The 26,015-nt window shown below is 45.8% G+C and carries 30 protein-coding genes; 7 read left to right on the top strand and 23 right to left on the bottom strand.

The genetic code is table 11. The annotated features are described in order from the left end of the window. Positions 1 to 58: 58 nt before the first annotated feature. Positions 59 to 634 carry a hypothetical protein gene (locus AC58QG_RS07390; protein ID WP_497361446.1) on the bottom strand — a complete coding sequence of 192 codons (576 nt, stop codon included), beginning with the start codon at positions 632 to 634 and terminating at the stop codon, positions 59 to 61. 216 nt (positions 635 to 850) lie between these two features. Between AC58QG_RS07390 and AC58QG_RS07395 the strand changes: the two genes are divergently transcribed. Next, complete coding sequence (locus AC58QG_RS07395; protein WP_497361447.1) at positions 851 to 1,282, top strand: ester cyclase; 432 nt, start codon at positions 851 to 853, stop codon at positions 1,280 to 1,282. Positions 1,283 to 1,395: 113 nt separating this feature from the next. Here the strand turns inward: AC58QG_RS07395 and AC58QG_RS07400 are convergent, their stop codons facing one another. The 3 genes from AC58QG_RS07400 to AC58QG_RS07410 form a co-directional block, all read right to left on the bottom strand. Beyond that, positions 1,396 to 2,409, bottom strand: coding sequence for an alpha/beta fold hydrolase (locus AC58QG_RS07400; RefSeq protein WP_497361448.1), 1,014 nt, complete (start codon positions 2,407 to 2,409; stop codon positions 1,396 to 1,398). A 115-nt stretch (positions 2,410 to 2,524) separates the two neighbouring features. Next, positions 2,525 to 2,743: a YezD family protein gene (locus AC58QG_RS07405; RefSeq protein WP_497361449.1), complete on the bottom strand. Its 219-nt coding sequence runs from the start codon at positions 2,741 to 2,743 to the stop codon at positions 2,525 to 2,527. 23 nt (positions 2,744 to 2,766) lie between these two features. Further along, a complete protein-coding gene (locus AC58QG_RS07410; RefSeq protein ID WP_497361450.1) occupies positions 2,767 to 3,597 on the bottom strand; it encodes an alpha/beta hydrolase family protein in 831 nt (276 codons plus the stop codon). Between the two features lie 329 nt (positions 3,598 to 3,926). Here AC58QG_RS07410 and cysT point away from each other — a divergent pair, with 329 nt between their 5' ends. From cysT to AC58QG_RS07430, 4 genes are read left to right on the top strand one after another with little or no spacing between them, the layout of a single operon-like run. Next, positions 3,927 to 4,733 carry a sulfate ABC transporter permease subunit CysT gene (cysT, locus tag AC58QG_RS07415; protein ID WP_497361451.1) on the top strand — a complete coding sequence of 269 codons (807 nt, stop codon included), beginning with the start codon at positions 3,927 to 3,929 and terminating at the stop codon, positions 4,731 to 4,733. Continuing rightward, complete coding sequence (locus AC58QG_RS07420; protein ID WP_497361452.1) at positions 4,730 to 5,560, top strand: sulfate ABC transporter permease; 831 nt, start codon at positions 4,730 to 4,732, stop codon at positions 5,558 to 5,560. The genes cysT and AC58QG_RS07420 overlap by 4 nt, the downstream gene beginning before the upstream one ends. After that, on the top strand, positions 5,550 to 6,635 hold the full coding sequence (locus AC58QG_RS07425) for an ABC transporter ATP-binding protein (protein WP_497361453.1): 1,086 nt from the start codon (positions 5,550 to 5,552) through the stop codon (positions 6,633 to 6,635). The genes AC58QG_RS07420 and AC58QG_RS07425 overlap by 11 nt, the downstream gene beginning before the upstream one ends. A 43-nt stretch (positions 6,636 to 6,678) precedes the next feature. Beyond that, positions 6,679 to 7,794 (top strand): sulfate ABC transporter substrate-binding protein, encoded by a 1,116-nt coding sequence (locus tag AC58QG_RS07430; RefSeq protein ID WP_497361454.1) that lies wholly within the window; start codon positions 6,679 to 6,681, stop codon positions 7,792 to 7,794. Positions 7,795 to 7,886: 92 nt separating this feature from the next. Here the strand turns inward: AC58QG_RS07430 and AC58QG_RS07435 are convergent, their stop codons facing one another. The 13 genes from AC58QG_RS07435 to AC58QG_RS07495 all read right to left on the bottom strand — a co-directional run bounded on the left by AC58QG_RS07435 (position 7,887) and on the right by AC58QG_RS07495 (position 18,952). Beyond that, the gene (locus AC58QG_RS07435; RefSeq protein WP_497361455.1) at positions 7,887 to 8,666 is read right to left on the bottom strand and encodes a DUF817 domain-containing protein; all 780 of its coding nucleotides are present in this window, start codon (positions 8,664 to 8,666) and stop codon (positions 7,887 to 7,889) included. Further along, on the bottom strand, positions 8,666 to 9,478 hold the full coding sequence (locus AC58QG_RS07440) for a VanW family protein (RefSeq protein WP_497361456.1): 813 nt from the start codon (positions 9,476 to 9,478) through the stop codon (positions 8,666 to 8,668). Before AC58QG_RS07440 ends, AC58QG_RS07435 begins: the two co-directional genes overlap by 1 nt. Positions 9,479 to 9,646: 168 nt before the next feature. Continuing rightward, positions 9,647 to 10,210, bottom strand: coding sequence for a histidine phosphatase family protein (locus AC58QG_RS07445; protein WP_497361457.1), 564 nt, complete (start codon positions 10,208 to 10,210; stop codon positions 9,647 to 9,649). A 146-nt stretch (positions 10,211 to 10,356) separates the two neighbouring features. After that, entirely contained in the window at positions 10,357 to 10,830 is a 474-nt protein-coding gene (locus AC58QG_RS07450; RefSeq protein ID WP_497361458.1) for an acyl-CoA thioesterase, read from the bottom strand. A 61-nt stretch (positions 10,831 to 10,891) separates the two neighbouring features. Next, positions 10,892 to 12,070: a formate-dependent phosphoribosylglycinamide formyltransferase gene (purT, locus tag AC58QG_RS07455; protein ID WP_497361459.1), complete on the bottom strand. Its 1,179-nt coding sequence runs from the start codon at positions 12,068 to 12,070 to the stop codon at positions 10,892 to 10,894. Between the two features lie 412 nt (positions 12,071 to 12,482). Beyond that, complete coding sequence (locus AC58QG_RS07460; protein ID WP_497361460.1) at positions 12,483 to 14,411, bottom strand: nitric oxide reductase activation protein NorD; 1,929 nt, start codon at positions 14,409 to 14,411, stop codon at positions 12,483 to 12,485. A gap of 4 nt (positions 14,412 to 14,415) precedes the next feature. After that, on the bottom strand, positions 14,416 to 15,306 hold the full coding sequence (locus tag AC58QG_RS07465) for an ATP-binding protein (protein ID WP_497362802.1): 891 nt from the start codon (positions 15,304 to 15,306) through the stop codon (positions 14,416 to 14,418). Positions 15,307 to 15,371: 65 nt separating this feature from the next. Further along, complete coding sequence (locus AC58QG_RS07470; RefSeq protein WP_497361461.1) at positions 15,372 to 15,521, bottom strand: hypothetical protein; 150 nt, start codon at positions 15,519 to 15,521, stop codon at positions 15,372 to 15,374. Positions 15,522 to 15,589: 68 nt separating this feature from the next. After that, positions 15,590 to 16,267 (bottom strand): hypothetical protein, encoded by a 678-nt coding sequence (locus AC58QG_RS07475; protein ID WP_497361462.1) that lies wholly within the window; start codon positions 16,265 to 16,267, stop codon positions 15,590 to 15,592. 28 nt (positions 16,268 to 16,295) lie between these two features. Continuing rightward, positions 16,296 to 16,451, bottom strand: coding sequence for a hypothetical protein (locus AC58QG_RS07480; RefSeq protein ID WP_497281759.1), 156 nt, complete (start codon positions 16,449 to 16,451; stop codon positions 16,296 to 16,298). Between the two features lie 244 nt (positions 16,452 to 16,695). Then, a complete protein-coding gene (locus AC58QG_RS07485) occupies positions 16,696 to 17,175 on the bottom strand; it encodes a hypothetical protein (RefSeq protein ID WP_497361463.1) in 480 nt (159 codons plus the stop codon). 48 nt (positions 17,176 to 17,223) lie between these two features. Next, complete coding sequence (locus AC58QG_RS07490) at positions 17,224 to 17,859, bottom strand: trimeric intracellular cation channel family protein (protein ID WP_497361464.1); 636 nt, start codon at positions 17,857 to 17,859, stop codon at positions 17,224 to 17,226. Positions 17,860 to 17,875: 16 nt separating this feature from the next. Then, a complete protein-coding gene (locus AC58QG_RS07495) occupies positions 17,876 to 18,952 on the bottom strand; it encodes a Gfo/Idh/MocA family protein (protein ID WP_497361465.1) in 1,077 nt (358 codons plus the stop codon). Positions 18,953 to 19,198: 246 nt separating this feature from the next. On the opposite strand from AC58QG_RS07495, the gene AC58QG_RS07500 reads away from it, so the two are divergent. Continuing rightward, a complete protein-coding gene (locus AC58QG_RS07500; protein ID WP_497254660.1) occupies positions 19,199 to 19,420 on the top strand; it encodes a hypothetical protein in 222 nt (73 codons plus the stop codon). On the opposite strand, the gene kapB is transcribed toward AC58QG_RS07500, so the two are convergent. The 3 genes from kapB to AC58QG_RS07515 are packed head-to-tail and all read right to left on the bottom strand — an operon-like array spanning position 19,417 to position 20,666. Next, positions 19,417 to 19,803 (bottom strand): kinase-associated lipoprotein KapB, encoded by a 387-nt coding sequence (kapB, locus tag AC58QG_RS07505; RefSeq protein ID WP_497361466.1) that lies wholly within the window; start codon positions 19,801 to 19,803, stop codon positions 19,417 to 19,419. The two genes, AC58QG_RS07500 and kapB, sit on opposite strands and share 4 nt — an antisense overlap. A 14-nt stretch (positions 19,804 to 19,817) precedes the next feature. Beyond that, positions 19,818 to 20,141 carry a thioredoxin family protein gene (locus AC58QG_RS07510; RefSeq protein ID WP_497361467.1) on the bottom strand — a complete coding sequence of 108 codons (324 nt, stop codon included), beginning with the start codon at positions 20,139 to 20,141 and terminating at the stop codon, positions 19,818 to 19,820. Positions 20,142 to 20,144: 3 nt separating this feature from the next. Then, complete coding sequence (locus tag AC58QG_RS07515) at positions 20,145 to 20,666, bottom strand: hypothetical protein (RefSeq protein ID WP_497361468.1); 522 nt, start codon at positions 20,664 to 20,666, stop codon at positions 20,145 to 20,147. A 73-nt stretch (positions 20,667 to 20,739) separates the two neighbouring features. On the opposite strand from AC58QG_RS07515, the gene AC58QG_RS07520 reads away from it, so the two are divergent. Further along, on the top strand, positions 20,740 to 20,961 hold the full coding sequence (locus AC58QG_RS07520) for a hypothetical protein (protein ID WP_497361469.1): 222 nt from the start codon (positions 20,740 to 20,742) through the stop codon (positions 20,959 to 20,961). A 79-nt stretch (positions 20,962 to 21,040) separates the two neighbouring features. Here the strand turns inward: AC58QG_RS07520 and AC58QG_RS07525 are convergent, their stop codons facing one another. The 3 genes from AC58QG_RS07525 to AC58QG_RS07535 form a co-directional block, all read right to left on the bottom strand. Beyond that, positions 21,041 to 22,654: an ABC-F family ATP-binding cassette domain-containing protein gene (locus AC58QG_RS07525; protein ID WP_497361470.1), complete on the bottom strand. Its 1,614-nt coding sequence runs from the start codon at positions 22,652 to 22,654 to the stop codon at positions 21,041 to 21,043. A gap of 221 nt (positions 22,655 to 22,875) precedes the next feature. Continuing rightward, the gene (locus AC58QG_RS07530) at positions 22,876 to 24,825 is read right to left on the bottom strand and encodes an ABC-F family ATP-binding cassette domain-containing protein (RefSeq protein ID WP_497361471.1); all 1,950 of its coding nucleotides are present in this window, start codon (positions 24,823 to 24,825) and stop codon (positions 22,876 to 22,878) included. Then, positions 24,822 to 25,871: a M42 family metallopeptidase gene (locus AC58QG_RS07535; protein WP_497361472.1), complete on the bottom strand. Its 1,050-nt coding sequence runs from the start codon at positions 25,869 to 25,871 to the stop codon at positions 24,822 to 24,824. The genes AC58QG_RS07530 and AC58QG_RS07535 overlap by 4 nt, the downstream gene beginning before the upstream one ends. Between the last annotated feature and the right edge of the window lie 144 nt (positions 25,872 to 26,015).

The following is a 26,015-nucleotide window of genomic DNA, read 5'->3' on the forward strand; positions in this document are numbered from 1 at the left end:
GCAGCAGCCGAAAGCAGCCCCTTTCCGCGAAGCGAAGGGGCTGGTTTTTTATAAAGAATTACTTCCTCAAATTTCGTCGAACGAAGTAAAGTGTCGCCCCTATTACAGCGATTCCAATTATTGCTACCCAGATAATAATATAGGGATGTAACCGATTCAGATCACCTTCGATATTAACTTGTTTTATTGGAATTTTACCCTCACCTAGTACCGCTAAATCCTCTTGTGCTTGATCTAAAACAACCGTCCGATCGCAAATGATAGTGACAAGTAACTCTTTGCCTCCATACATGCTAGATGGCCCAGCATACACCAAATACTCCTTGCCCTTCTCGAAATTAAATCCACAATCCCCGCCACCGCTTCCCGTGTGAATAATGATTTGAGATTCTGATCCACCTTTCCATGTGAGGCTTACATCGAACAGCGCAGCTTTCGTCATACTACCGTTCAAGTTTTTTTCCTCTTTCACTTCAAGGACACGACCAGCAAAAACGGCTTCCGAACGGCTAAATTGGGCTTCAACAGTTTGTGGGCGAGCACATGAACAAGCATACGCATTCGAAGGAATGAAGATCGACATGATATTTAAACCTACGAAAATCATCAAAATCAAACTAACTATTTTCCTCACCACAACTCCCCCTTCTAACTCCGACAATAAAAAACAACTCACACAGCTCATAAACGTTCCAGAGTTCCCAAATGTTTCAAGCTATATTCGCCAACATGTTGCCAGCCAGCTTCATGAAGCCCTCACCTTTCTAACTTTGCCACTTGAACTTCACCCTGCCATCCCCTATACTTTTTCTACCAACAACGCATTCTTTACAATTAAGGAGTACTGCCCATGTCATTATCACCCAAAGAAATCGTCCTACAATTCTTCCAGCTTGTTCGTTCTGGGCAGCAGCCCGACGCCGCTCACGACCTCATGGCCGATCAGGTTCTAGCTCATCAAATGACAGCCGAAAATGAAACTACTGTTCATCGGACACCAGCTAATTACGCTGATCATGTCCGAGAGATGCTTGACGCATACGGCACATTTCAACTGGAAATGCAAGAATTCCTCACACAGGAGGATCGTGTGTATGTTCGTTGGAAGCAAACCGGCACCCATATTGGTGAGGTCGACGGCTACCCACCGACTGGTAAAACAATCATCGAAATTGCCAGCGCCGTATATCGCGTAGAGAATGGTAGAATCGTAGAATACTGGATTCAGATCGATCGCGAAGGTATCCGTGCTCAGCTCGAACGAAACGCACAGTTGACGTAGTCCTCTCTTCTATTCACCCATCAACTCCAAAAAAGCTGCTCCCTACTAGCCACTAGGCCCGAAGGAACAGCTTTTTGCATCTCGTTTTGCATCTCGTTTTGCATCTCTTACGGCTACTTGTTACTCCCAATCCAACTATCCAACCTAGCAGCAATATCCGCCATAACCTCACCACGGTTAATTTCATTCAACATTTCATGTCGGCCACCTGGATACAACTTATAGCTGATATCCTGAATCCCCAGCTTCTCGTAGGACTTAATCAGCCTGCGCACACCTTTTCCTTGTCCGCCGACAGGATCTTCCTCACCCGAGAAAATATAAATCGGGATATCCTTTCGAATACGACTCACATGTTGGAGTTGATGTATTTCCTTCAAGCCTTTGAAGAAATCTCTAAAATACCCCGAAGTAAAGATACCGCCACAGTAAGGATCCTTCATATAGGCATCAACTTCTTGTTCGTCTCGACTCAACCAATCAAACGCCGTACGATTCGGCTTAAATCTAGCGTTAAAGTTGCCGAAAGAAAGCGCGGTCAGCATCAAACTCCGAAAATGATCGCCCCGGATAGCGGCTTCCAACGTCGCAATGGCAATCCCAACCTCGAGCGCCGCGCCTTCTTTGCCATTAGAGCCAGACAATAGAATACCCTGCACATGATCAGGATACCGCTCCAAATGAGAAACCATATAGTACTGTGTTAAAAATGACCCCATACTATGCCCCAGCATAAATAATGGCAAGAAAGCCCGCTCTTGATTAAACCGATCTCCCTGTTCATTATCAAGTCTAGTTTCGACTGCATTATCTTCATATCGCTTACGAATTTGCAACGTAATCTGACCCATGACTTCGGCCATGGCATGAAAGCTATCCTTGCCAAACTTGCCCACAGCGTCCAACGAGCCTGCTGTTTGCCCGTGACCCAAATGATCATTCGCAAACACCGCATAACCGTTCTTGGTTAAAACCTCAGCTAAACGCTCATATCTGGCAGCCGTTTCTGCCATTCCATGGGCAATTTGCACGATTCCCTTCATTTCCACGTCTTCCGATGGAAGCCACTCGTACACATAGTGTTTGATTCCCTGCGCATCTTCCCAAATAAAATGCCCTTTACGCATAAGACTCCCCTTCCAAATTCCGCTTCTTCACATCTTTAGTATACGTCTTCTGACGAATGAAAACAGCCCCCATTCCAAAGGCATGGGAGGCTGCTGTATGAGTACGGTATGATAGCTATACTTTGCTTTTGGACTTCGTTGATTTCACGGCTTGCAATGAGGCTTGAGCATGTGAGATGGTAGCCGTTGTCTCAAATCTTTTTCTCTCTGTCTTATCAATCTGTGTAATCTTGCCATCATGGACAACAATTTGCACCGATCCATATTCCAGTCCTTCTAAAATTTGCTTAATTCGCTCAACCCAAACTTCATCTAGTTCCAGTGGTTTCGCCATTCTCATGCCTCCAAATCATTCATTTAAATTGTCCAATCATTCCACTCTTTGTTGCGTTTATACGTATAATTCAGCCAATCACCCGTTTTCTCCAGCAATTCTGTCGTTGAGGGGGTTGTCGAATACGTATGATTTGCTTGATACACGAGTTCCAAATCACATTGACCTTCTTTACGCAGCCAGAACATCTTCTGATATAACGGCGCATAATCGACGGGTATCGTTTCATCCGCAGTTCCATGGACAACAAATACATCGCCAGTAAATTTACGTAATTGTTCAAACGGTTGATGCTGTGATAAAGATTCGAAGAATCGACTTGTTAGTTTATATCCATGATGATCGATCGTACCGCCTTGAGGCAGCTTCTCGTATTCATTCTTGCCGACGATTCGCATAATATCGTTGTGTGGATGGGCAACAGCTGACCAAAGGACTAGCGTCTTTACACGATGATCCTTAGCTGCTGTAAGTACTGCCGCGGCTCCGCCTAAGCTATGTCCAAGTAGAATAACTCTGCTCAGATCCACACAATCTATAGAAACACCATAATCAATCACTCGGCGAGTCTGCTCGATAAGGACATCTAGCCCACCTGATCCATAATCCCCCGTACTTTCACCGCATCCGCCATAATCAAAACGAAGTACAAAATAACCTTGCGCACTAAAAGAACGAGCCGCCTTAACAAAAAGCCGGTCCACACCGATTCGACTCCCTATAAATCCGTGACAAATGATGATTAAGGGCCAACGTTGACAATCGGCTTGAACCGCTGTGGGTTGCTGTGTAGGGTAATGTAACGTTGCGGCTAATTCGACATCGTCGCTTTGAATCGTGATGGCATGCTCCATGCTGGTAACTCCCTTTCGTTACTCATATTATTCTTATGCATTTACTCGGAATTAGAATGTAAACTCATCTTAACATGGCAAAATATTGGTGTCAATGCATAATTCACATAATTATCCAAGCATTTTTTTGAATAGAACCTGTTCTTTTGTACTTCTCACAAGTGGCCATTTCTAAATTCATTTATCTTTACTATTATATGCAAAAATAAAAACTTGACATCACATATTTTTTCCAAAATTACTTATTGACAGAATAATCCTGGCGCTGTTATAGTCATTTTTATAAAACCAAGTAAGTTGGTATGTTTTATGAGAATAGGCGGTGTTCCATGCGTAACAAGGTTTTCAAGGCGACGGTTCGATCCGTGCTGATAGGCTATTTAATTGTGTTTCTTCTTATCCCTATTGCTTCCATTTACTTCAAAGGATTTTCGTTAGGCTGGGAGCCTTTTTGGAAAGAAGTCACTGGACCTTTAGCATGGAAATCGATTGTATTAACAGTAAAGTTAAGCATTATCGCAACGGTCATTCAAGCAGTGGTAGGAACAATCATCGCGTATGTCCTTGTCCGGTATCGATTTCGTGGACAGAGCATTCTTAACAGCATGGTTGATCTCCCCTTCTCACTTCCTACCTCCGTCGCAGGCTTAATGTTTCTCACCCTACTAGGACCACAAAGTCCACTAGGAGCTTGGCTTGACTCTGTTGGGATTAAACTTCTTTATAATCAAACCGCAATCGTTATTGGTCTCGTGTTCGTTACCTTTCCCTTCGTTGTTCGAACGGTTCAACCACTATTGGAGCAGATTGATCCAGCAGAAGAACAAGCAAGCTTTACGCTAGGAGCTAACAGATTTTATACCTTTTACAGAATCGTGTTACCAGCTCTTCTACCCGGTACGATTGCCGGCAGCATGCTTGCGTTTTCCCGGTCATTGGCTGAGTTTGGTGCTATCTCCCTGATCTCAGGCAACTTACCTGGCAAAACAATGGTCGCTTCGGTCTATATATATGGTGAAACTCAGAACTACAACCCAGAAGGTGCAGCTGCCATCTCGCTTGTCCTCCTGACACTCTCCGTCCTGATATTATGGGTTATCCATGTATGGACTCGCGGAAAGGGGCGGCTAGCATGAGAAGATTATTGATCGGTATTTCTTTTTTGGTTATATTCCTACTAATCATATTGCCTTTCTTAGGTATTACTTTTGGAGCGTTTGAGGATGGTCCTCGCGCCTTCCTTGATGCAATTGTTCGACCAGAGGCTCTACATGCTATGAAAATATCCTTAATTATTGTCACCATCGTTACTGTACTTAATGCCATAATCGGAATTTATATTTCATTAGAAATTGTAAGAGGCTCATGGATTTCCCGCCATCTGAAACCGATAATTAATGCCCTGATCGACCTGCCATTTGCGGTATCACCTGTCATTGTAGGCTTAATGGTCATCTTGATTTTCGGACCCAACACAGCGCTAGGTACTTTCCTTGAAGATCATAATATGAAAATTGTCTATGCGATTCCAGGGATGGTTATTGCCACGATGTTTATCACATTTCCTCTCATGGTGCGTGAAGTAGTTCCCTTACTTGAAGAGATCGGCACACAGTCCGAAGAAGCTTCAGCAACCTTAGGCGCCGGACCGTGGCGCACTTTCTTCCAGGTGACCTGGCCGAGTATTCGCTGGGGTGTCGTGTATGGGTTGATTTTGACCATTGCTCGGTCGCTCGGTGAATTCGGATCTATCCTGGTTGTCTCTGGCAACATTATCAATCAAACACAAACGGCGACCACACTCGTTTATCAAGACGCTGAGCAGTTCCAACTGGTAGCAGCTAATAGCGTGGCATTCGTATTAGGTCTTGTTTCCATCACGATTTTGTTAGCGTTAGAGTGGCTGAAACGAAGAAGTGAAGCAACAAGAAACCATGGAGGAGGATCCCCACATGCACATTGAAGTAACCAATTTAAATAAACATTACGGCGAATTTCATGCGATCAAAGATGTCAATTTCAAAATTAAAGAAGGGCATCTTGTCGGATTGATTGGACCTAGCGGTGGCGGTAAAACCTCCATCCTGCGGATGTTGTCCGGACTTGAAAGTCCAACTGGCGGCGATATCTATTTCGATGGCATGCTAGCCACACACCTCCCTGTTCAAGAAAGAGGTATTGGCTTCGTTTTTCAAAGCTATGCCCTCTTCAAGCATATGACCGTGTTTGACAACGTCGCTTATGGGTTGAAGGTGCTCAAGAAATCGAAGGCTGAGATTCAGGATCGTGTAACTTATCTATTGAACTTAATGGGGCTCGCAGGCCATGAGCGAAAATATCCGCACCAACTATCCGGTGGCCAACGCCAACGCGTTGCTTTCGCTAGAGCTTTAGCGCCTGAACCGCGCCTGCTCCTACTCGACGAGCCTTTCGCCGCGATCGATGCCAAAATTCGTAAAGAGCTTCGCGTTTGGCTGCGAAATCTGATCAGTGAATTCAAAGTAACAACCCTTTTCGTTACGCATGATCAGGATGAGGCGATTGAGGTTGCCGATGAGATCATTTTGGTCCAAGGCGGCAAAATCGAACAACAAGGAAGTCCTTGGGAAATTTACACAAAGCCTGCTTCATCATTCGCTGCATCTTTCATTGGAGAATCGAATGTTCTTCCCACCTATTCGCCGCTTGTCGGATTCCCAACACTTGCAGAGCTTCAACAAGATGGCAAATGGCTTCCTGATGTGAACGTGCTTATACGACCTGAGAATATCGAAGTTCGTCCGCATAACGTCAATCATTTGGCTACAGCTGGTGAAAAAGGCAAAGTAACGCATGTTCACTTCCGCGGGGATTCCTGGTATTTGGAAATGGATACAGGACAATTCAAGCTTTTTGCCTATCAGCCAGTGAAAGAACGCATTTATCAAGTTGGCGATGAAGTCAATATCCTAATTCACCAGATTTCCGTATTCACGCAATCAGGAACAACCTGGATTGATAATCAGGCGAAACAAGATCCGCAGCCTGTCTTCATATGATTTTTCAAAAATAAGCTTTAGAAAAGAAGGGGAGTTGTTAACCATGAAAAATGTTAAAACGCTTGGACTCGTTACTGCAGCTTTATTCACAGCAAGTATTACCCTTACAGCGTGCGGATCAGGCACGACGAAAACCGCTAGCACAAGTGCGCCGACCGCGGCAGCAACATCAGCTGCAACAACTGCTGCTAGTACTACACCCAAAGCCGATGGCGGTAAAGTCACCATTACTGTCGGTGCTTACTCCATTTTGAAGGATTCCTTTGAAGTGATTCTGCCTAAATTCAAAGAAGAATATAAGAAGAAAACCGGTACTACAGTTGAATTCCAAGAATCCTATGTCGCATCCGGTTCACAAGCTACAGCCATCATTCAAGGCTTCGAAGCCGATATCGCTCCTCTTTCTCTCGAAGGCGATATTCAAAAAATCGTGGAAAAAGGTTTAATCACAAATGACTGGAAAAACAATCCTTACAAAGGATTCGTAACAACTTCCATTGCAGCTATTGGTGTACGTGAAGGGAATCCGAAAGGAATTAAAGACTGGTCAGATTTGACGAAACCAGGTGTTGAAGTCCTCATCCCGAATCCGAGCACATCTGGCGGCGCCAAATGGGACATCAATGCTGTCTATGGAGCTGGTCTTAAAATTTCCGAAGCCGCTGGCAAACAAGATCCTGCAGTAGCTAAAGACCTCGTAGCTAAAATTTATAAAAACATTAAAGTACTCGATAAGAGTGGCGCCGACTCCCTAGCTACCTTCGATAAAGGTGTGGGTGATGCCATCATCACTTATGAGAATGAACTTATTGCTCGTGTTCAATCTGGCAAGAAATATGTAGAAGTGATACCACAATACACAACTTCCATCGAGAATCCAGTTGCAATTATTGATAAATATGTCGATAAGCATGGAAATCGCGAAGCTGTTCAAGCGTTCTACAACTACTTGTTCTCTGCTGATGCTCAGAAAGTGTTTGCTGACAAAGGCTTCCGCTCAGTGCTTCCTGAAGTCGCTAAACAATATGAGAAAAATTACACAACTCCAACTGGTCTTTTCAATATCGAATACCTTGGTGGTTGGGATAAAGTGAACAAAGAACTTTACGGTAAAGGCGCAATTTGGGAAACCATTCTTGCTGAAGGCGGAGCTAAGTAATCGTTCATACGAAATAACCCCAGAGCCTAAGCGCTCTGGGGTTTACGTTGTTTTATGGAGAAGATGTATCACCTCGTCACTCTGTTTCAGTGTCATTCCTTAACCTGCTCCGGATATTTGATCCGCTTCAATTCCGCCACGATAATGATCGTAATGATCACTAACATAAACCAAGAACTAATTTTACCCCAATGAACAATTCGCCAAGAAATTTCTTGATCTGGGTAGCGCCAAGCGCCAAGGAAGGTCGAAATATTTTCTGCCAGCCAAATAAACAAAGCAACCAACATGAAGGAAAGGATCGTATGCATGCGATAGGTTTGGGTCGTGACTGTGAACCGAATATGTGACTTGTAAAACAGAATCACGATCAAGGCAATCAGAATCCATCTGATATCGTACGCAAAATGATGGGTAAAGAAATTGGCATAGATACTTATCGACATCAGGATTGCGATGGAAGTTCTAGGCCAATGGATCAGATGTAAATCAAATCGTTTCCATGCCTGACATACATAACTTGAGACACTGGCATACATGAAGCCGCTATATAACGGGACGCCAGCTATTTTCGTCCAGCCTTCCTCTGGATAGGACCACGAACCCATGTGCACTTTATACAACTCAAGCCCTAGTCCAATGATGTGAAACACCGTGATAACCTTGAGTTCATCTACACTTTCTAACTTCGTCCACACCAAGACAACTTGTGCCAGGATGCACACGAGTAAAATGAAATCATAGCGATGTAGGAATGGCATCGGCAGGACTTTGGATACCGCCAGCGTCAAAAATATGACAACCGGAAAAATGCAGCATAACGCTTGTTTCCAACCGAATATGAAAAAATCCTTCACATGTTCTCTTTTCATCACTTCTCCTGTGACTTATTAGATTTCATATATTTGACCTCAGCAAGATTTACATTAACCAAAGCTTCATCCACGATCGAATCATCTTGTTTGTTCATCTTTTGCCGCCAAATTTCATTCCCTCTGAACCATTTGTCATCCTTTTGATAAAATTCATGATTCTTCTCTTTCACACGATAGTTGAATGTTAGTTCCGAATCACTGTTTATCGCGCCCTCTAAGTACTCTTCCGTGACCTCAAGATTAAATTGAAACCGATTTGTAGTCGGATTATAAAATTGCAAATCCACGTAATTATAGAACACACTCGTCCCCGTCCCAAATGGTATCACTCTGCGGTCGTCCGGAAAAAGATCAAAACTATGATGGTGTCTCTCCTTAATCTCAAGCGGTGTATGTAAAGCCAACCAATACAGCATATTCGCTAGCTGACATAGCCCTCCCCCTGTACCTACACGTACTTCGCCATGCGATAACATGAGTCCTTCTATATAGCCTTTTTCTTTGCTTGTCACCCCGATAAGCTTCCAGAATGAAAACGTTTCACCAGGATGAATGACGATCCCATCCACATGCTTCAAAGCGATCTTCAAATTCACAATTTTATTTTCCTGCAAAATAGGATCCGTGTCTCCGAGCACGCGGCGTAAAATCGACTTATGCTTCTTCACTAAATAATTAAGCTTCTGATTGCTGCTACCATTTGCATATTTGATCCGAGGATTCAAATTGGTGATATGCCTTTTTAACATAAGCTGCTTAACGCGGAGCCCATATAAGAAAGGAAATCGCTTACCTATTCGTTGTTTCATCGTTACAAGATCCACCAGCGATTCATCCTTATCTGTGAAAATGTCATGGAGGAGGGAATTCCTCTATCATTTGACTTCATAACCAATCAAAAAGTTGAGGTGTAGGCAAAGTTTTCGAGAAAGCTGCCTCAGCTTTTGTTTGTTCTCCTTCAAACGCTGTAAGATCAGCTATAGATCTTCTACACGCCAGAGTCTCTTAACACCATTGAATACCTGCTCATTAAATTCCATCAAATAGATATCAGGCATCGAAGTTGACTCCCAGAACTTATAATCAATGCTAGGATCATAATAATTCATAATCAGGGTCATGATGTCACCATGCGTACCAACAACCACTTTCAATCCTTTACACTCCGTCAAAATATGCATGAAGATGCTGATAGCTCTCTCTTGTGCCCCTTTACTTGACTCGCCCCCTGCAAAAGAAAACTGAAAATCTTCATATACTTTAAGCTTTGCTGATTTAAAGTCCATCGGATGAAAATTACCTATTTCTCGTTCTTTCAAATCTTCATAGATACGAATTTCTTTCGTACTGGCCGCAGCTCTAATTGTTTGAATAGCCCTCTCATAAGGACTCGATAGGAATACATCAATTGCTTCATTTTCCAAGATTGATTTGATCGTACATGCATCCAATTCTCCCTTATCTGAAAGCCCCCTCTCCCTTTCCATATCAACAATATAAGGAGATTCTGCGTGTCTTACAAAGTATATGTATGTTTTCATTCTAATTCCCTTCTGATAAAAATCATACTGAAATAGCCATCATCTTTCACTACTATTCAATAGCTAACCAATTATTCCTTCCTTTTCCAAATGAAAAAAGCAGCCCCCATTTGGGAACTGCTAGCATGATTGATCTGATTGAAGTCTTATAATCGCGTTTCTTTGCGTAGCTTGCGGGCAGTAAAACGCGCTTCCGCAGATTCGAACAATCGTTTCTCTTCGTCTGACTCTGCAATAATGCCAGGAACGGGACAAGGCTGCCCCTGCTCATCTAATGCGACAAAAGTAAGGAACGATGTGGCTGTGCGTTTCTTTTCGCCGGTTAGTAAGTTCTCCGACTCAATCTTCACATAGACCTCCATTGAACTGCGATGCGTCCACGTTACGAATGCTTCTAATTGAATGGCTTCACCAAGCTTCACTGGGGCAAAGAAATCCAGGCTGTCACTCGATGCGGTTACCACGCTCTTACGACAATGGCGCATGGACGCGATCGTTGCAACTTTATCTATATACTGCATAACACGACCGCCAAACACGGTGTTATGGTAGTTCGTGTCCGCCGGTAAAATAATTTCTGTCAACACGGTTCGAGACAGTCTTGCTGCTTTAGGTTCCATAGTGCTTGCCTCCGGATGATGACCTCAGACAGGGTACTGCTACTGTGCAGTCATACTTGTTTTAGTTGTAATTCAAAGTTAGTTTACTAGCTGCTTCTTTAGCAAGGCTGCGCGCCTCTTCGACCGTTTGCCCAGAGCTCAGAGCAACTGCCATACGGCGGCCTACTTTGGTTTCTGGCTTGCCAAACACCCTAACCTGCGTATTCGGTACGGATAACGCCTCGTCAATACCACTGATAGTATATTCAACTTGCTCGCGGTCTGCCTTTAGCGTGTAGCTTGCGCCAGGTGTTAAAAGTCGAACTCCTGTAATCGGGAATCCAAGAATGGCTCTCGCATGCAGGGCAAACTCGCTAAGATCCTGAGTAGCCATCGTAACCATCCCTGTGTCATGAGGACGCGGGGATACTTCGCTGAAGTACACGCCATCTGCCGTTAGGAATAACTCAACGCCATACAGCCCATGACCACCGAGCGCATCTGTAATGGTCTTTGCCATTTGCTGAGCATCGATAATTTGCTGCTCCGACATTGTATGCGGCTGCCAGGATTCGATGTAATCGCCATCTTTTTGAATATGACCGATTGGCTCGCAGTAGGTTGTCCCAGATACGGAACGAACTGTCAACAACGTAATTTCGGATTCAAAATGGATAAATTCTTCAACGATAACTCTAGCGTTTTTGGCACGTCCGCCTTCCATCGCAATGTTCCACGAAGCTTCCACGCCCTCAGGCGTACGACATACACTTTGTCCTTTGCCTGAAGAGCTCATGATCGGTTTGATCACACAAGGTGTCCCAATCACCGCTACAGCTGCATGCAATTCTTCAAGGCTGTTAGCAAATTCATATTTGGCTGTGCGTAAGCCCAATGTTTCGGAAGCCAATCGACGAATCCCTTCTCTATCCATCGTCAAACGGGACGCAGTCGCTGTTGGGATAACACGGTAGCCTTCCTTTTCTAGGTCGACTAGAACCGAAGTCGCAATCGCTTCAATTTCTGGCACGATAAGATCAGGGCGTTCTTTTTCGATAATCGCACGCAGTTGCTCGCCATCCAGCATGGAAATAACATGACTACGATGTGCTACCTGCATAGCTGGCGCATTCGCATAGCGATCAACAGCAATCGTCTCAATTCCAAGACGTTGCGCTTCAATGATAACTTCTTTACCTAGCTCACCTGAGCCAAGCAGCATGATTTTTTTGGATTTGTTCGATAATGGTGCTCCGTACATGAGATGAATGCCTCCTAAAAGTATAATGAGTTCAAAAATAATGACAATTGCATATGTAATTCATCCGATAATTGTCGGAGTTTGGCGGAATTTACCTAGATTGACCCTGATCTATTGTACTGGATTTTGAGGGTAAAAGAAAGATGAGATCTTTAGATTTAAACTGCTGGAACTTACGCAAGGCTACTCGTTGCATGTGCTCAGCGAGGACAGAAAATATGAATAAATGGAAATCATACAGCTAATTTTCGTCATTCGGATAATTACAAGCGAATACATGGATATTCTCCAGTTAGTTTCAGGATTTATGGGAGAAACCGCAAAATCCTCGCAAATAACTGGAGTTTATGTGGTTAACGGCTGATTTTTGAAGTAACCGGTTAAAATAGCTGGATTTTTTCCAGGAAAAAGATCAAGTGCTAATCGATTTCAGCAACAGCTTGCGTAATATTGGTACAAGCTGCTCATGCAGCTCCTCGACGTTCGGTACAACTATGCTGCTTCGTCCATACATATTGCGCATGGCATTCCGCTGTGTTTCGTGCACGGTTCCGTTAGCCAGAAACACGCTGATCACCTCGACACCCAGGCGTCTAGCTTGCAGGACGGCTTCATGCGTGTCCAGAATGCCGACATCGTTGTAGTTGGCTGCGGAAGGCTCCCCATCCGAGAACACGAGGAGGATGCGCTGCCGCTCTGTGCGTCGCAGCAGCCGCTTTGTCATCTCGCGAATAGCGAAGCCATCGCGATTGTCCTGCTGCGGCTCCAGTTGCATCAGAGCCGCACCGCTAGTGGCCGCGAGGCAGGAGCCGAAGTCCACCGCAACCTGGAACAGGTTCGGTGCCTCCTGCTCCGTTACGCGGTCTGCGTCCTCCCAGAATCCCACAATTTCATGCGGGATTCGCAGATCTCTCAAGGTCTCGTGAAATAGCACGAGACCTAGCTTGGTTTCGTCCATTTTGTCATACATGGACGCCGAGCAGTCGACCAGCAGCGCGAACGCTGCGTCGAGTTGGGGTACCGGCGCGCGCTTCTTGTAGAAGAGGCGCGGCAGCTCTTGCGTGACGGCTCGCGTAAGCCGCTTGTCGAGCCGCCCAAACAGACGATCGCCGCGCGGGGCGATCCGCTTCTGCTCCAGCGTGCGCCGTATCGCACGCTGCAACGGCTTCGCGAGCGGCGCTGCGCGCTCGCTCAAGCGCCTGAACCCGTCCTCCTGCGCAGCAGTAGGACGTTCAGGCAAGAGCCAGGTCGCCGTCGCATACGCGGCGACCTCGGCCTCCCCGTGCCCCGCGGACGCGGGCACGGAAGCCCCTTGGCGCCGCTCAGCGGCGGCGCCGGTGCGCTGGGCGCGCTGCGAGCGCCCCTGGGTGATGGCGAGCGCCTGGTCGGCGGCATCGCCCTCACGGGGCGCAGAGCCCTGCGCGGCTGTGCGTGAGCCGCGCTCCAGCTCGAACCGCAGCAGCCCCGGGCTGCGGTCGCTGCTCTCGCGATGCCAAGTCGGCATCCGCTCTTGGCCGGGCAATTGACGCTCCCCCTCTTGCTCGGGGAGCACATCATCATTCGCGAGCCGCTTCGCGCGCTTTAGCTCGCCTTTATAATTCGCAGGCAAGGGATCCGCGATGCCACTTCCCTGCTGCGTCCAGAAATACGAAGTCACCGCATCGCGTTCCAGCCACTCGGACAGCATGTTGTGCATCCGTTCACACAAAGCCGCAACATCAGCCGTATGCGCTGCCTCTTCCACTTGCTCTAGCAAATCGTAAAGCCCGGCTAGACGGCCTGCTAACTCACTTCCGAGCGAGTATGAGGGCTGCTCACTCAGCCACGGCTTTCCAGTAAACCAACCATAGACGAATAACAGTACAGCATCTGACAACTCGCTCTTACTCATATGCGTTCGAAGTTTATGATGGAAATATCCACCTAAGATGCGATGACGATGCGCGAACACAGCTCTCGTACCCGCACGCTGACTGCGGCAGATCCGCTCTAAGCGCATATCTTCACAAAGTGAAAATAAACTATTGGCCAGTTTGGGGAGCCTGGCATTTGAACAATAGTGGAGATATGAGGTGACAGCCTCATACCCCGTAAACCATGCACTGCCAAGACAACGCAGATACACATCGCTTTTCATACCTGCTGTTTTATCGAGCAGCGGATAATCCCACCAAAATTGACTCACCGTCATATGCGTAGCTGCTTCATCATAATGCGCATGATACGCTGCTTCAACTTCAAGCTTCCCACGTTTCGTAAATAAACGTGCCAAATCCACCAGTTGCATATGCAGCATGGCGTCGATTTTATCATCCAAACGGCTTAAGCTTCCTACGAACATTGCGTTACAATAACGTTTCGGCCGTATTCAATACAGCTGCACGTTCCCTTTCATCCTCTAACTTATCTGCGATCGCGCGCGTGACTGCTCTCATAGGAGGAATATAGGCCGCCAAATCACACGCATCTAACAAGGCTCGGATGGATCCCGCTTCATCGGGCAGCTGGCCCATCTCAATTAAGGAAAGTAGATCAGCAGAGAGCTGCACGAAGGTGCGGATAAGCTTCTCATCCCGTAACAAAGAACGACTTTTTAATAACTGGAACAATAGTTCACCTTGCAGATAGGGAACATCTATCGTAACAAACCGATTTTTCAGAGCTTCATTTAAAGGCACCGTACCAATATAGCCCTCGTTAATCGCAGCAACGACTCTAAAATTCGGATGCGCTGTAATCACTTCGCCCGTAAATGGGTTTGTAATGGCTCTACGGTGATCCAATACGCCATTAATTAAGGGCAGGGTCTCTGGCTTGGCCATATTGATCTCATCAATATAGAGCAAATGTCCCTTCGACATTGCTTTCATAATCGGACCAGGGATAAACGCAATTCGAGATCTGCCCTGCTCATCATGCGTTAATGTTTTAAAGCCTAGCAAAGCCTCCGCATCCAAATCTGTGGAACAATTGACACTGTGCATCGGTAAGTTGAACACGGATGAAACATGCTCAGCTAGTTTCGTTTTACCCGAGCCTGTCGGCCCCTTCAACAGCACATTCTTACCTAAGAAGAGTGAAAGAATAGCATCCGTAAGCAGCTCCTCTGTAGGTGCTTCATACGCAGGGATGCCAATCAACTTAATATCCTCATCTGTATGTACAATCCGCTTATACTCATCCAACTTTGTATGAACTTCATGTGGTAACGCATCTATCTTCCAAACATCCGTCATCATCGCTTTAGTGGTCCCTTCCTGATTGCATTATTCTCTAACTATCATCAGGAAAACGCGAATTGTCAAGCTTCTCCAGTTAGCCAAGGCTCCTCAATGACAGCATGTGCGTAGAAAGAAATTGCTTCTCCACAGGAAGGGCAGCTCGGTTTAGACGGAAATTCGTTGTATAGCTGAGCCAAACTATAGGCCGTTTCATAATTGATAGCGACCATGACATCCTCTTTATGTACATATTCGCAAATTCGTGAGCTGCAGTAGGCACGGACCTTATATTTGTTGCTCATTTGCTGCTATTAAACGTATATTGCACCATAGTGTTGAACTCATAAAGGTACGTATCCATACGTTTATTTTTTTGCTGCTGCATGTCATAGTACATCATCCGATTTACGAAAAGCACATTAGAGGATATGTAAATCTTCGAATCGGGATAAATACGCGTTAACACGTGCCGAATCGCATTTATGCTCTCCGTAGACAGTGGTTTAGCTGTCACCCAATCCATTTGGGCACCCACACCTGAACCGAACAACCCCGCTTCTGTCGCTGGATCATTATACTTGCTTAATTGCTTTGCACTCTCATTTGCCCGCTTATCTTGCAGCTCCCCCAGATCCACAGCTACATAAATATTCGCATCCGTCATCGCAATAGAAGCTCCGCCTAGATGAGTCTCTTGCATCACTTGATCTGCTAATTCTCGGTTCATGGAGAGATACGTATTCTGATGTTGTGGGTTCTCATCTTTGCGCAGTTGACCTTGTGCAGATTGTTGAGCTTTCGTGCCACTTGTTGCGTCCAATGTACTCTTCTTTAGCTTGGAACTGCTGGAATCTGATAAACCAACACTTTGAATCGACACGGATGCCTGTTCTAATTTGTTTGAATGTGTTGCTGAACACCCAATCAATCCGACGAATGCAGCCGTCATGATGACTGACATTTTCACAGCTTTCATCGTCATTCCCCCTATTTCTCTGTATGTACTAGTTACTTGGGAGTCCATCTGCTTCCTTTGTATACGCAATTAGCGCAATTTCGTACCCTAATTCCTCTTTCATGCGAGATTCAAGATTGCGTAGTTCTTGCATTAATTCCTCATGAATATCTAAATTTGCAAAATGATACGATGCCATTCCCATCTGAATATGTCCCCCTTTCTGTTCATCCATTGACACTAGTGTTAATATGGACCAATTGCCTTATTTTTACTAAACATAAGGTCAAAGATCTTTACTCTTACTTCCTGATGACACCATTAAAAACATTCCTATTTGCAGTATTATCCATTTCGCATAAAAAAAACTCCACAAAGCTGCAGTTTCGCAGTTTTTATGGAGTAGGTATCCTTAATTGGTTTATTTATGCGCATAAAACCTTCTTGTTTTATTCGTTTTTCTTTCGTGTCTCATCCATTTCTTCTAACAGCTTACGAACAGCTTCCGGATCAACGTTCCCCTGATCGTGAAAAGCTCGAAGTTTTTTAAGCAGATCTGCAGCGACGGCCTCATCCTCGGTTTGCTCAGCTTCATGAGAAGGATCAAACCAGATGTAGAAGCCCTCTGGACCATTCCGTAAAAAGGCAGCTTTCCAATGTTCAGGGTAGGCATAGCCTTGCTCCCCAAAAATCATGCCTAGCACATCATCGCTCTCAATAGGCATCAAATAGTGAAAAGACTCAGGCTCTCCCGTATTCGTGAAATCTCGATGCATATATGCGTAATGCAAATAATGTTCGCCTGTCTCAGAATCCTTGGATACTTCGTACAGATCTAACTCGGTTTGCAACAGTTCCTTCACGGAGATTATACGCGTTGCAATCGTTTCAGCTGAAATTTTCTGTTGCTGTGTTAATGATGCTTCCAAATAACTCTCCTCCTATCTCCAAGCGATTACCATGCAGGTGAATGGAGCCTACGAATCCGATCTTCGTGAGGATTCCACTAAAGAATCACGCAGCGAGCGCTTCGGCAGTTTCCATTTGTAGTTAACTGAGAACATGCGCAAAATGATGATAAGAGCAAAAAGAATCGCTAACTGCCACGTGCCCTGTGACCAACCAAGCCCCACTAACGCGCCTGCGAGCATACCCCATACCGCATAAATTTCATCTTTGAGCACCAACGGTTTCCGACCTGCCAGTACATCACGGACCATACCTCCGCCAATCCCTGTTAGGACCGCCGCGACGATGATGGCACTTAAGGGGTGCCCCATATTCGTCGCATAGAGAGCCCCTTGGATAGCGAACGCCGCTAGGCCAATCGCATCGAAGAAGGCTTCCCAAGTTTTCCACATTCGAATATATTTTACTGGCATCAGGAAAACAACCGTCATAGCAAACAAGGCGATCTGAAAGTACATCCCTTGCTCCCATAGGAGCACGATCGGTTTACCTATGAGTAGGTTACGGATGATTCCTCCACCAAACGCTGTCACAAGCCCAAGTACATAAACACCTAGAATATCATATTCCTCTTCCATCGCGACGATCGCACCACTTACTGCGAATGCGATTGTTCCGATGATACTAAATAACTCCCAGTTCACTTCTTGCAGCCCCTGTCTACTCGATGTCCCAGTTCAATTTCACTTCATCGCCTGTTTGCGACGAACGGTAAATCGCATCTAGGATCAAATTATTCGTGTAGCCTGTCATAACAGAAGTTATCGGCTGAGAGCCGCTCGCGATGCTGGATAAGAAATGCTGTACCATACGCGCTCGCGGATCATCATTCGCCGCTGGAGCTGAAAGCTCTGTTTCTACGATTCGATCGAATTTCTCAGCAAAAAGCTTTCCTTTCGCGCCTTTCAAATACGCGCCGCCTTCAGAGCCAAGCAATTGTACAACAGGCAAATTGTCCGTTTCCAGAAGTCCAGCCCAGCTGACATCTAAAGAAAGTGTTGCCCCATTTTCAAACTTGATCAACGCAGTAGCTAAATCCTCGACATCAAATGTACCTTCCCAATTCGGAGCCCCCCATGTACCAATCCCTTGCTTACGTGGTCCGAACTCTGCATAAGTTGATCCATAAACGGAAACCGGTTTGGGATTCCCCATCAAATATAGAGTTAAATCTAACATATGTACACCAAGATCGATAAGAGGACCGCCGCCTGATTTATCCATTTGGGTAAACCATGTTCCCCAGCCAGGTATACCTTTACGTCTCAGATAGCTCGCTTTCGCATGATAAATGTGTCCAAGTGCACCTTTTTCCACCTGCTCCTTCACCGCAATCGACGACGCTTCCCAACGCATTTGATGCGGAATCATGAGAATTTTCCCTGCTTTGCGTTCAGCTTCAACAATTTGACGAGCTGACGCTAAATCAATCGCCATCGGCTTCTCAAGCATGACATGTTTACCCGCTTCTAACGCTTGTACCGCAAGTGGTGCATGCCACTCATTAGATACAGCAATAACGACCGCATCTATAGAAGGGTCTGCCAACAATTTATCTGAATTTGCATAAACCTGCTCAATGTTATGTTCTTTCGCTCTTGTTTCAGCAAGCGGCAAATAAGCGTCCGTAACCCCTGCAAGCTGTGCCCCAGCTATGTTTTTAAATGTTCCCATATGAACATTTCCGATGTTTCCGGCTCCAATAATCCCTATACGTGTTGGTTTTGCTTCTGTCATTTCTATGACCCTCCAGAACCTGTTAGAATGCAATCTTGTCTATTATAAATGTGGTTAACCTTCCCCGCAACAACAAATCTGCCCCTTTAAAATTTATCTTAGCGGAACTAGCCCTGTAGCGCTATTATTCACATATAATAAATTGCTAAAACTTTTTTAATAGTTGAACGCGAACATATTTAACATTTGAAATGTATCCTAAAGACATGAGGAAGCAGAAGTAATCGTGTAAAGGAGGACTTGAACATGCAAGCAAACACAATCCGATTCAAGAATAAATCGATCCCTGTGATGAATTTTACTCATAAACGTTCCCAGATGGAGCTTCTTTCAAGTAAATTGAAGGAATATGAACTTCATTTTGAATTTCGCAGAAAATTAAAAATGATCTCGATGATCGAGATCATTGGTGATGTAGCTATTTTTAAATACAATGATGGCACCAAGTTGTACCTAGAAGTTTCCTAATTGGACGGTGGAAAGTATTCTTTATTCAGCTGATCAAGCTCCTGCAGAGAGCGTCGGGCCCACGCTTCCATGTCCGACAGCTTATCAATCTGAGCCAATAGCGCTCTCTTCAGAGACACTTGGTAATCTGGCACCTCACCCGCATAAGGACGAATCGTTGCAATCGGCATTAACGCAATCTCTTGATGGGATAATGCCCTTCTTTGATGAAAAAAAGCTACACTTGGATCCATCGGATTATGTAAATCTCCTTGTGTTGGGTGATCCTTAACAGCAAGAATACGCACAGCCGCCTTCATGCTGGAGCTCAACTCAACAACTTCACCGAAATAAACCCCTGTTTTATACTCTGCAATAACGCGATCTCCGATTTGAAAACTCATCGTATACTCAACTCCTATTCTTGTTCTACTAATGGCATTAGCCTGCGATATAGCTCATCCACAGATTGCATTCGATATATCATTTGTTTCTCTTTCCCTGGTTCAATAATGACAACACACGGGACGCTAGCGATTTGCCATTCTTGACTGACTTGAGGCAGAAAATTTATATTGCATTTCACAAGCGGCAAGCTAGGCTTCATCGCTAGAATAATATCCAGCATCCGTTCTGTTACTTTGCATGTACCACATAACGGTGTGTACATAAAGACCGCAAATGATTTTTCCTCATCTTGATTTACTTTGATTAACAATTCTTGCTGCGATAATTCTTGCATGGCTTACAATGCCCCTCTTCCGTCCAACCATACCAAGCTTTCGAAGGCATAGTCGATTAAATCAGAAAAGTCATCGAGGTGGCTCTCATCAATTTTACGACCAAAGGATAACGTTATCAGATTGCGGTACTCCTCTGGCTGTTCACCATATAAATACGAAACTTGCTGCGTAATACGCGGACGTTGCTCCCAAATGGCGTTCAATTGTGCTTCAATCATTGGGCAATCTAATTCGGGGTCGCCCACATGCGTGTGAAGCTTTATTAATAGTGTACATCCTGGCTTAGCCGTAGGATTTTCTAGAATCTCAGCTGCCAAGTCACTCAAATGCACATGCAAGTAAATTTCTGCTTGACTAGGCAGCCCTAATTTTCTAGCAAATTCTATTGCAAATGTGCGAGACATCGAGGACAAGTCAATCAAATCTTCTCTTCGTGTTATGATGATTTTACCTTCCAAATCCAAATCGTAGACGGCTCCTTCGAGCACAACTTTGATATTGTCATAGATCGTTGGATCAAACATCCCCACACACCTTCTTTCATCTTTTCTTTGATTCGATTATACTATGGATATACCATGTAAAGAAGGTGTTCTTATGTCAGACAAGCCTCAAGCTGGGCAGGCCGACCAGGTCGAGCCACAAGGAGTCAAAAAAGTCAGCTTAGCCGACGCGATCAAAGCCAAACTAGCTCAGAAACAAGCGGATCAAGCCGCAGCGCGTGCTAACCCGAAAGCAGCTGGAAATAGCAATCAAACTGCGAAAAGCCAAATGACCAAAAAAGTAAATAATCAACGCCGTCGTACTGGCGGCAGCTAGACAACACACCGTGTAGCTAAAAGCGCCCTGAGAGAAACACTTCAGGGCGCTTTTTTCTTTTACACTTGTTTACTTTTATTTATGCGTATTGAATTTCACGTTGTTTCTTCACATCTTCGCTTTCCAAGTACTCATCGTACGTCAGCATTTTGTCGATCATACCTTTCGGTGTCAACTCCATGACGCGATTCGCAATCGTTTGAATGAACTGATGGTCATGAGAGACGAATAGCATCGTGCAGTCAGAATCAACAAGGCCATTGTTTAGCGCAGTAATGGATTCCAAATCCAAGTGGTTCGTTGGCTCATCAAGAATAAGCACGTTCGCTCCACTCAACATCATTTTGGAGAACATACAGCGCACTTTTTCTCCCCCGGAAAGGACATTCGCTTTTTTGAGTGCTTCTTCACCGGAGAACAACATGCGTCCCAAGAATCCACGTAGGAAAGACTCATCCGGATCTTTGGAGTATTGGCGCAGCCAATCCACTAGCGTGAGTTCGGAGTTGAAGTAGTCTTGGCTGTCTTTTGGGAAATAAGCCTGCGATGTCGTTACCCCCCATGAGAACGTACCACTATCTGCTTCCATTTCGCCCATCAAAATTTTAAATAGCGTCGTTTTTGCAATCCCGTCTGGTCCTACGAAAGCAACTTTATCCCCTTTGTTCAGGGTAAATGTCACATTGTTCAGTACTTTAACACCATCAATCGTTTTGGAGATACCTTCAACTGCAAGCAATTGCTTACCAGCTTCACGCTCACCTTTGAAGTGAATGAACGGATATTTACGGCTGGATGGACGAATATCTTCAAGCGTAAGCTTCTCCAATTGCTTTTTACGGGAAGTCGCTTGCTTGGATTTGGACGCATTCGCACTAAAGCGCGCGATAAAGGCTTCCAACTCTTTGCGTTTCTCTTCGGTTTTCTTGTTTGCATCACGTGCCAAACGAAGCGCTAGTTGGCTGGACTCGTACCACCAGTCGTAGTTACCAACGTACATTTGGATTTTACCAAAGTCGATATCGGCGATATGGGTACATACTTGGTTCAAGAAGTGACGGTCATGTGATACAACGATAACAGTGCCTTCGAAACGGGACAAGAAGTGCTCTAGCCATTTAATCGACTCCAAGTTCAAATGGTTGGTAGGCTCATCGAGTAACAGAATGTTCGGGTTACCGAATAGCGCTTGTGCCAAGAGCACGCGAACTTTTTCGTTACCGTCAAGATCCTTCATTTTCGTATCATGTAAGGATGTTGGGATCCCAAGACCGATTAGAAGCTCAGCTGCGTCGGATTCTGCTTGCCAGCCGTCAAGATCCTGGAATTCGCCTTCAAGCTCAGCCGCTCTCATGCCATCTTCTTCGGAGAAATCCGCTTTGGCATACAAAGCATCCTTCTCTTCCATGATTTTATATAAGCGGGAGTGACCCATAACCACGGTTTTCAAAACTTCGATTTCATCAAACTCGTAATGGTTCTGCTTAAGGACAGCCATACGCTCGCCTGGAGTAATGCTGACTTCACCTGTGTTCGGCTCGATCTCCCCAGAAAGAATTTTAAGGAAAGTGGATTTACCTGCACCGTTCGCTCCGATCAAGCCGTAGCAATTTCCTGGTGTGAATTTAATATTGGCGTCTTCGAATAGGGCTCTCTTGCCGTAACGAAGCGTCACGTTATTTACATTAATCATGGGGTCTATATACCTACCTTTATTGTATTTTCTTATAATAAATGTTCAAAAAGCCGGTTTTTCAGCACCGAGAAGGTTGCGAGAACCTGAAGAATGAGGAGCGGAATGTAGGCAAACCTACATGAGCACCGGACTTCAAAGGTGAACGCAAGATTCGATGTCGATTAGACTTCTTGGCTTGCTTCGTGATCAAAAGACGACTTTTTGAACTACCTCTACTATCATAACTTATTTTGTTCTATTTGTTCTACTAACTCTGATAAATAAGTCCATCTTTCCATAGCAGCCTCGAGCTCTGCAGCGGTTTGTTGTTCTTGCTCATACAAATCGCGAGCGAGATCAAAGTTGCTGCCAGAGGCTTCGATTTGCTTCTTCAAGCTATCCGCTTTCTCCTCTAACGTAGCAATCGTGTTCTCAATTTCGTCCCATTCCTTCTGTTCTTTAAAAGAAAGCTTCTTGGGGAGATTCGCTGCTGGGGCTGCGTTTGAAGGGTTTGCAGCAGGACTGCTGTTCGTCGACTTCGCGCTCGCTTGGCGAATGATTTCTTTCCTCGCTTGCTCAGCTTCTTCTTGCTCACGCTTATCTTCCAAGTAATCCGAATACGTACCAATGAAGGGTTCGATTCCGCCATTACCGTCGAATGCAAATAAATGCGTCACTGTTCGATCCAAAAAGTATCGATCATGAGAAACCGTAATAACAGCCCCAGAGAATTGATCCAGATAATCTTCCAGTATCGTCAATGTTTGGATGTCCAAGTCATTGGTCGGCTCATCGAGCAGCAAAACATTTGGTTCCCCCATTAGGGTGCGTAACAAATAAAGTCTACGACGTTCTCCACCTGAAAGCTTGCCAATTGGCGACCATTGCAGGTTAGGGGAGAACATGAAGCGCTCTAGCATCTGTGCGGCCGAAATGGTTTCACCATCCGACGTGCGAATCTGCTCTGCGGCTTCTTTGATGTATTCGATCACACGCATTTTTTCGTCCATTTCGACGTTCTCTTGCGTGTAGTACGCCAATTTCACCGTTGTACCGGTCTCAATCGTTCCGCTGTCGGGCTGTATGCGCCCGGCTAGCATATTGAGCAGCGTCGACTTGCCGCTGCCGTTCGGTCCGATGATGCCGAGACGGTCCTTCGGCATCACAATGTAGCTGAAGCCGCTGAGCAGCTGCTTCCCGCCTGGGAAAGACTTGGAGATGTCGTCCAGCTCCATCACCTTTTTTCCAAGGCGGCTGCCCGCCAGCGCCATGTCGAGCTTGTCAGCGGGACCGTCCACCTTGCGGTCCCGAAGATCCTCGGCGCGGTTGATACGCGCCTTCTGTTTCGTCGTGCGCGCCTTCGCGCCGCGACGGAGCCAGGCCAGCTCGCGGCGGAGGAGATTCTGCCGCTTATCTTCACTAGCGGCTTCGGAATCCATCCGCTCCGCCTTTTTCTCGAGGAACCACTCGTAGTTCCCCTCGTAGCTGTAGATCTTGCCCCGGTCCAGCTCCAATATGCGGGTGGTGACCCGCTCTAGGAAATACCGGTCATGGGTAACGAGCAGCAAGGCGCCGCGCCATTTGCTGAGGAATTCCTCGAGCCAGATGGCCGTCTCGTTATCAATATGGTTCGTCGGCTCATCTAGAATGAGCAGATCGGCGGGCTGAATGAGAACGCGCGCCATCGCGACGCGTTTGCGCTGACCGCCGGACAGCAGGCCGACGGCTTTGTCGAACTCGCTGATGCCGAGCTTCGTCAGCACGGTTTTGGCTAAGGTGCTGGCTTCCCAGGCACCTTGCTCATCCATGCGCGACTGTGCGCTGTATAGTCGCGCTTGCTTCTTCTCATTGGATGCGTCCAGCTCCAACTCAGCCAGAGCCAGCTCATAGTCGCGCAGCGTCTTCATGAGCGGCGAATCGCCGTGGAATACTTGCTCAAGCACCGTGGAGTTCGGATCGAACTCCGGGTTTTGCGGCAAGTATTCCACGCGGAAATGGTTCGCGTGCACAAGCTTGCCGCGATCCGGGGTTTCCAGACCCGCTAGCAGCTTCAGCAGCGTGGACTTGCCTGTGCCGTTCACGCCGATGAGGCCGATGCGCTGTTTCTCGTTCAGGGTGAACGAGATATCATCGAAGAGCACCTTGTCGCCGTAGGTTTTGGTTATATCGACTGCGCTTAGAATATTCATCCTTGCACCGGCTCCATGATGTAGGCGGCAAGAAGAGCTGCTGTGTTTACTACAGCATCCATATGCGTACGCTCCATGCTATGTGACGCATGAACACCAGGCCCTATTAGCGCTGCACGAATGTCGCGGCCGCCTCTGAGCGCCGCCGATGCATCAGACCCGTAGCGCGGATAAATGTCCACGGCATAGCCGATTTCCAGCTTCTCGGCATGCTCAATCATTTTCGACGTCATCGCATAGTCGTAAGGACCTGACGAATCCTTCGCACAGATCGAAACATCGCGCTCACTGCCGCTCAAATCATCACCAAGCGCACCCATATCAACTGCGATAAAGTCTGTAATATCTTCCGGAATAAAGGCAGAGCCATGACCAACCTCTTCATAATTGGAGAAGAATAGCTTGATCGTGTAAAACGGCTGAATGTCTTGTTCTTTCATCAATTTGAGAAGACCAAACAAAGAAGCCACACTTGCTTTATCATCTAGATGACGCGATTTCACATATCCATTATCCTTCACCTGTACACGCGGATCGAACGAAATGTAGTCACCAACGCGAATGCCAAGTGCTTGCACATCTTTCTTGGAGGTAACAAGCTCATCAATACGAACTTCCATATTCGCTTCATCGCGCTTGTACTCTCTCGCGTCCTCGTACACATGCACGGATGGTCTAGATGTAAGAATCGTACCATCATAAACACGCTCATCACGTGTGTGAATTTGTACATATTCATTCTCGATTGCACCCATCATAAATCCGCCAAGCGAAGTAATTTTCAATGTGCCGTTCTCTTTAATAGAACGAACCATGGCACCTAGCGTATCCACATGTGCAGATATGCCAATTACACGATCTGAACTCGCACCAGGAACGGTAACAATACCACAGCCTTTATTCGTATAAGAAAGCTCAAAGCCAAGCTTACTCACTTCTAGCTCTACTTTTTGCATAATGTGATGTGTGTACCCTGTTGGACTAGGAGTCCGCAGCAGCATTTCAAGAACTTCCGTCATATAAGCTCTATTTAATTTGGACTTCAACTCGGATTCCTCCTTTTTTCATACGTAAATATGTATTGCGCTAAACACACAAAAAACAGTGCAGCCTCAGAACATTTGCTAGTGCCTGACAACGTCAAGAACGAGCCTCTTCTAAGGATACTACACTGTTCTCCTATGTTTTTC

This window comes from Paenibacillus sp. J22P169, from assembly GCF_059691995.1.

What these genes read in the sequence shown, in the direction of transcription:
- AC58QG_RS07395 (WP_497361447.1), top strand. Translation starts at nt 851, where the DNA reads ATGTCATTATCACCCAAAGAAATCGTCCTACAATTCTTCCAGCTTGTT.
- AC58QG_RS07400 (WP_497361448.1), bottom strand. Translation starts at nt 2,409, where the DNA reads ATGCGTAAAGGGCATTTTATTTGGGAAGATGCGCAGGGAATCAAACAC.
- AC58QG_RS07405 (WP_497361449.1), bottom strand. Translation starts at nt 2,743, where the DNA reads ATGGCGAAACCACTGGAACTAGATGAAGTTTGGGTTGAGCGAATTAAG.
- AC58QG_RS07410 (WP_497361450.1), bottom strand. Translation starts at nt 3,597, where the DNA reads ATGGAGCATGCCATCACGATTCAAAGCGACGATGTCGAATTAGCCGCA.
- cysT (WP_497361451.1), top strand. Translation starts at nt 3,927, where the DNA reads ATGCGTAACAAGGTTTTCAAGGCGACGGTTCGATCCGTGCTGATAGGC.
- AC58QG_RS07420 (WP_497361452.1), top strand. Translation starts at nt 4,730, where the DNA reads ATGAGAAGATTATTGATCGGTATTTCTTTTTTGGTTATATTCCTACTA.
- AC58QG_RS07425 (WP_497361453.1), top strand. Translation starts at nt 5,550, where the DNA reads ATGCACATTGAAGTAACCAATTTAAATAAACATTACGGCGAATTTCAT.
- AC58QG_RS07430 (WP_497361454.1), top strand. Translation starts at nt 6,679, where the DNA reads ATGAAAAATGTTAAAACGCTTGGACTCGTTACTGCAGCTTTATTCACA.
- AC58QG_RS07435 (WP_497361455.1), bottom strand. Translation starts at nt 8,666, where the DNA reads ATGAAAAGAGAACATGTGAAGGATTTTTTCATATTCGGTTGGAAACAA.
- AC58QG_RS07440 (WP_497361456.1), bottom strand. Translation starts at nt 9,478, where the DNA reads ATGAAACAACGAATAGGTAAGCGATTTCCTTTCTTATATGGGCTCCGC.
- AC58QG_RS07445 (WP_497361457.1), bottom strand. Translation starts at nt 10,210, where the DNA reads ATGAAAACATACATATACTTTGTAAGACACGCAGAATCTCCTTATATT.
- AC58QG_RS07450 (WP_497361458.1), bottom strand. Translation starts at nt 10,830, where the DNA reads ATGGAACCTAAAGCAGCAAGACTGTCTCGAACCGTGTTGACAGAAATT.
- purT (WP_497361459.1), bottom strand. Translation starts at nt 12,070, where the DNA reads ATGTACGGAGCACCATTATCGAACAAATCCAAAAAAATCATGCTGCTT.
- AC58QG_RS07460 (WP_497361460.1), bottom strand. Translation starts at nt 14,411, where the DNA reads ATGTTCGTAGGAAGCTTAAGCCGTTTGGATGATAAAATCGACGCCATG.
- AC58QG_RS07465 (WP_497362802.1), bottom strand. Translation starts at nt 15,306, where the DNA reads ATGACGGATGTTTGGAAGATAGATGCGTTACCACATGAAGTTCATACA.
- AC58QG_RS07470 (WP_497361461.1), bottom strand. Translation starts at nt 15,521, where the DNA reads ATGGTCGCTATCAATTATGAAACGGCCTATAGTTTGGCTCAGCTATAC.
- AC58QG_RS07475 (WP_497361462.1), bottom strand. Translation starts at nt 16,267, where the DNA reads ATGAAAGCTGTGAAAATGTCAGTCATCATGACGGCTGCATTCGTCGGA.
- AC58QG_RS07480 (WP_497281759.1), bottom strand. Translation starts at nt 16,451, where the DNA reads ATGGGAATGGCATCGTATCATTTTGCAAATTTAGATATTCATGAGGAA.
- AC58QG_RS07495 (WP_497361465.1), bottom strand. Translation starts at nt 18,952, where the DNA reads ATGACAGAAGCAAAACCAACACGTATAGGGATTATTGGAGCCGGAAAC.
- AC58QG_RS07500 (WP_497254660.1), top strand. Translation starts at nt 19,199, where the DNA reads ATGCAAGCAAACACAATCCGATTCAAGAATAAATCGATCCCTGTGATG.
- kapB (WP_497361466.1), bottom strand. Translation starts at nt 19,803, where the DNA reads ATGAGTTTTCAAATCGGAGATCGCGTTATTGCAGAGTATAAAACAGGG.
- AC58QG_RS07510 (WP_497361467.1), bottom strand. Translation starts at nt 20,141, where the DNA reads ATGCAAGAATTATCGCAGCAAGAATTGTTAATCAAAGTAAATCAAGAT.
- AC58QG_RS07515 (WP_497361468.1), bottom strand. Translation starts at nt 20,666, where the DNA reads ATGTTTGATCCAACGATCTATGACAATATCAAAGTTGTGCTCGAAGGA.
- AC58QG_RS07520 (WP_497361469.1), top strand. Translation starts at nt 20,740, where the DNA reads ATGTCAGACAAGCCTCAAGCTGGGCAGGCCGACCAGGTCGAGCCACAA.
- AC58QG_RS07525 (WP_497361470.1), bottom strand. Translation starts at nt 22,654, where the DNA reads ATGATTAATGTAAATAACGTGACGCTTCGTTACGGCAAGAGAGCCCTA.
- AC58QG_RS07530 (WP_497361471.1), bottom strand. Translation starts at nt 24,825, where the DNA reads ATGAATATTCTAAGCGCAGTCGATATAACCAAAACCTACGGCGACAAG.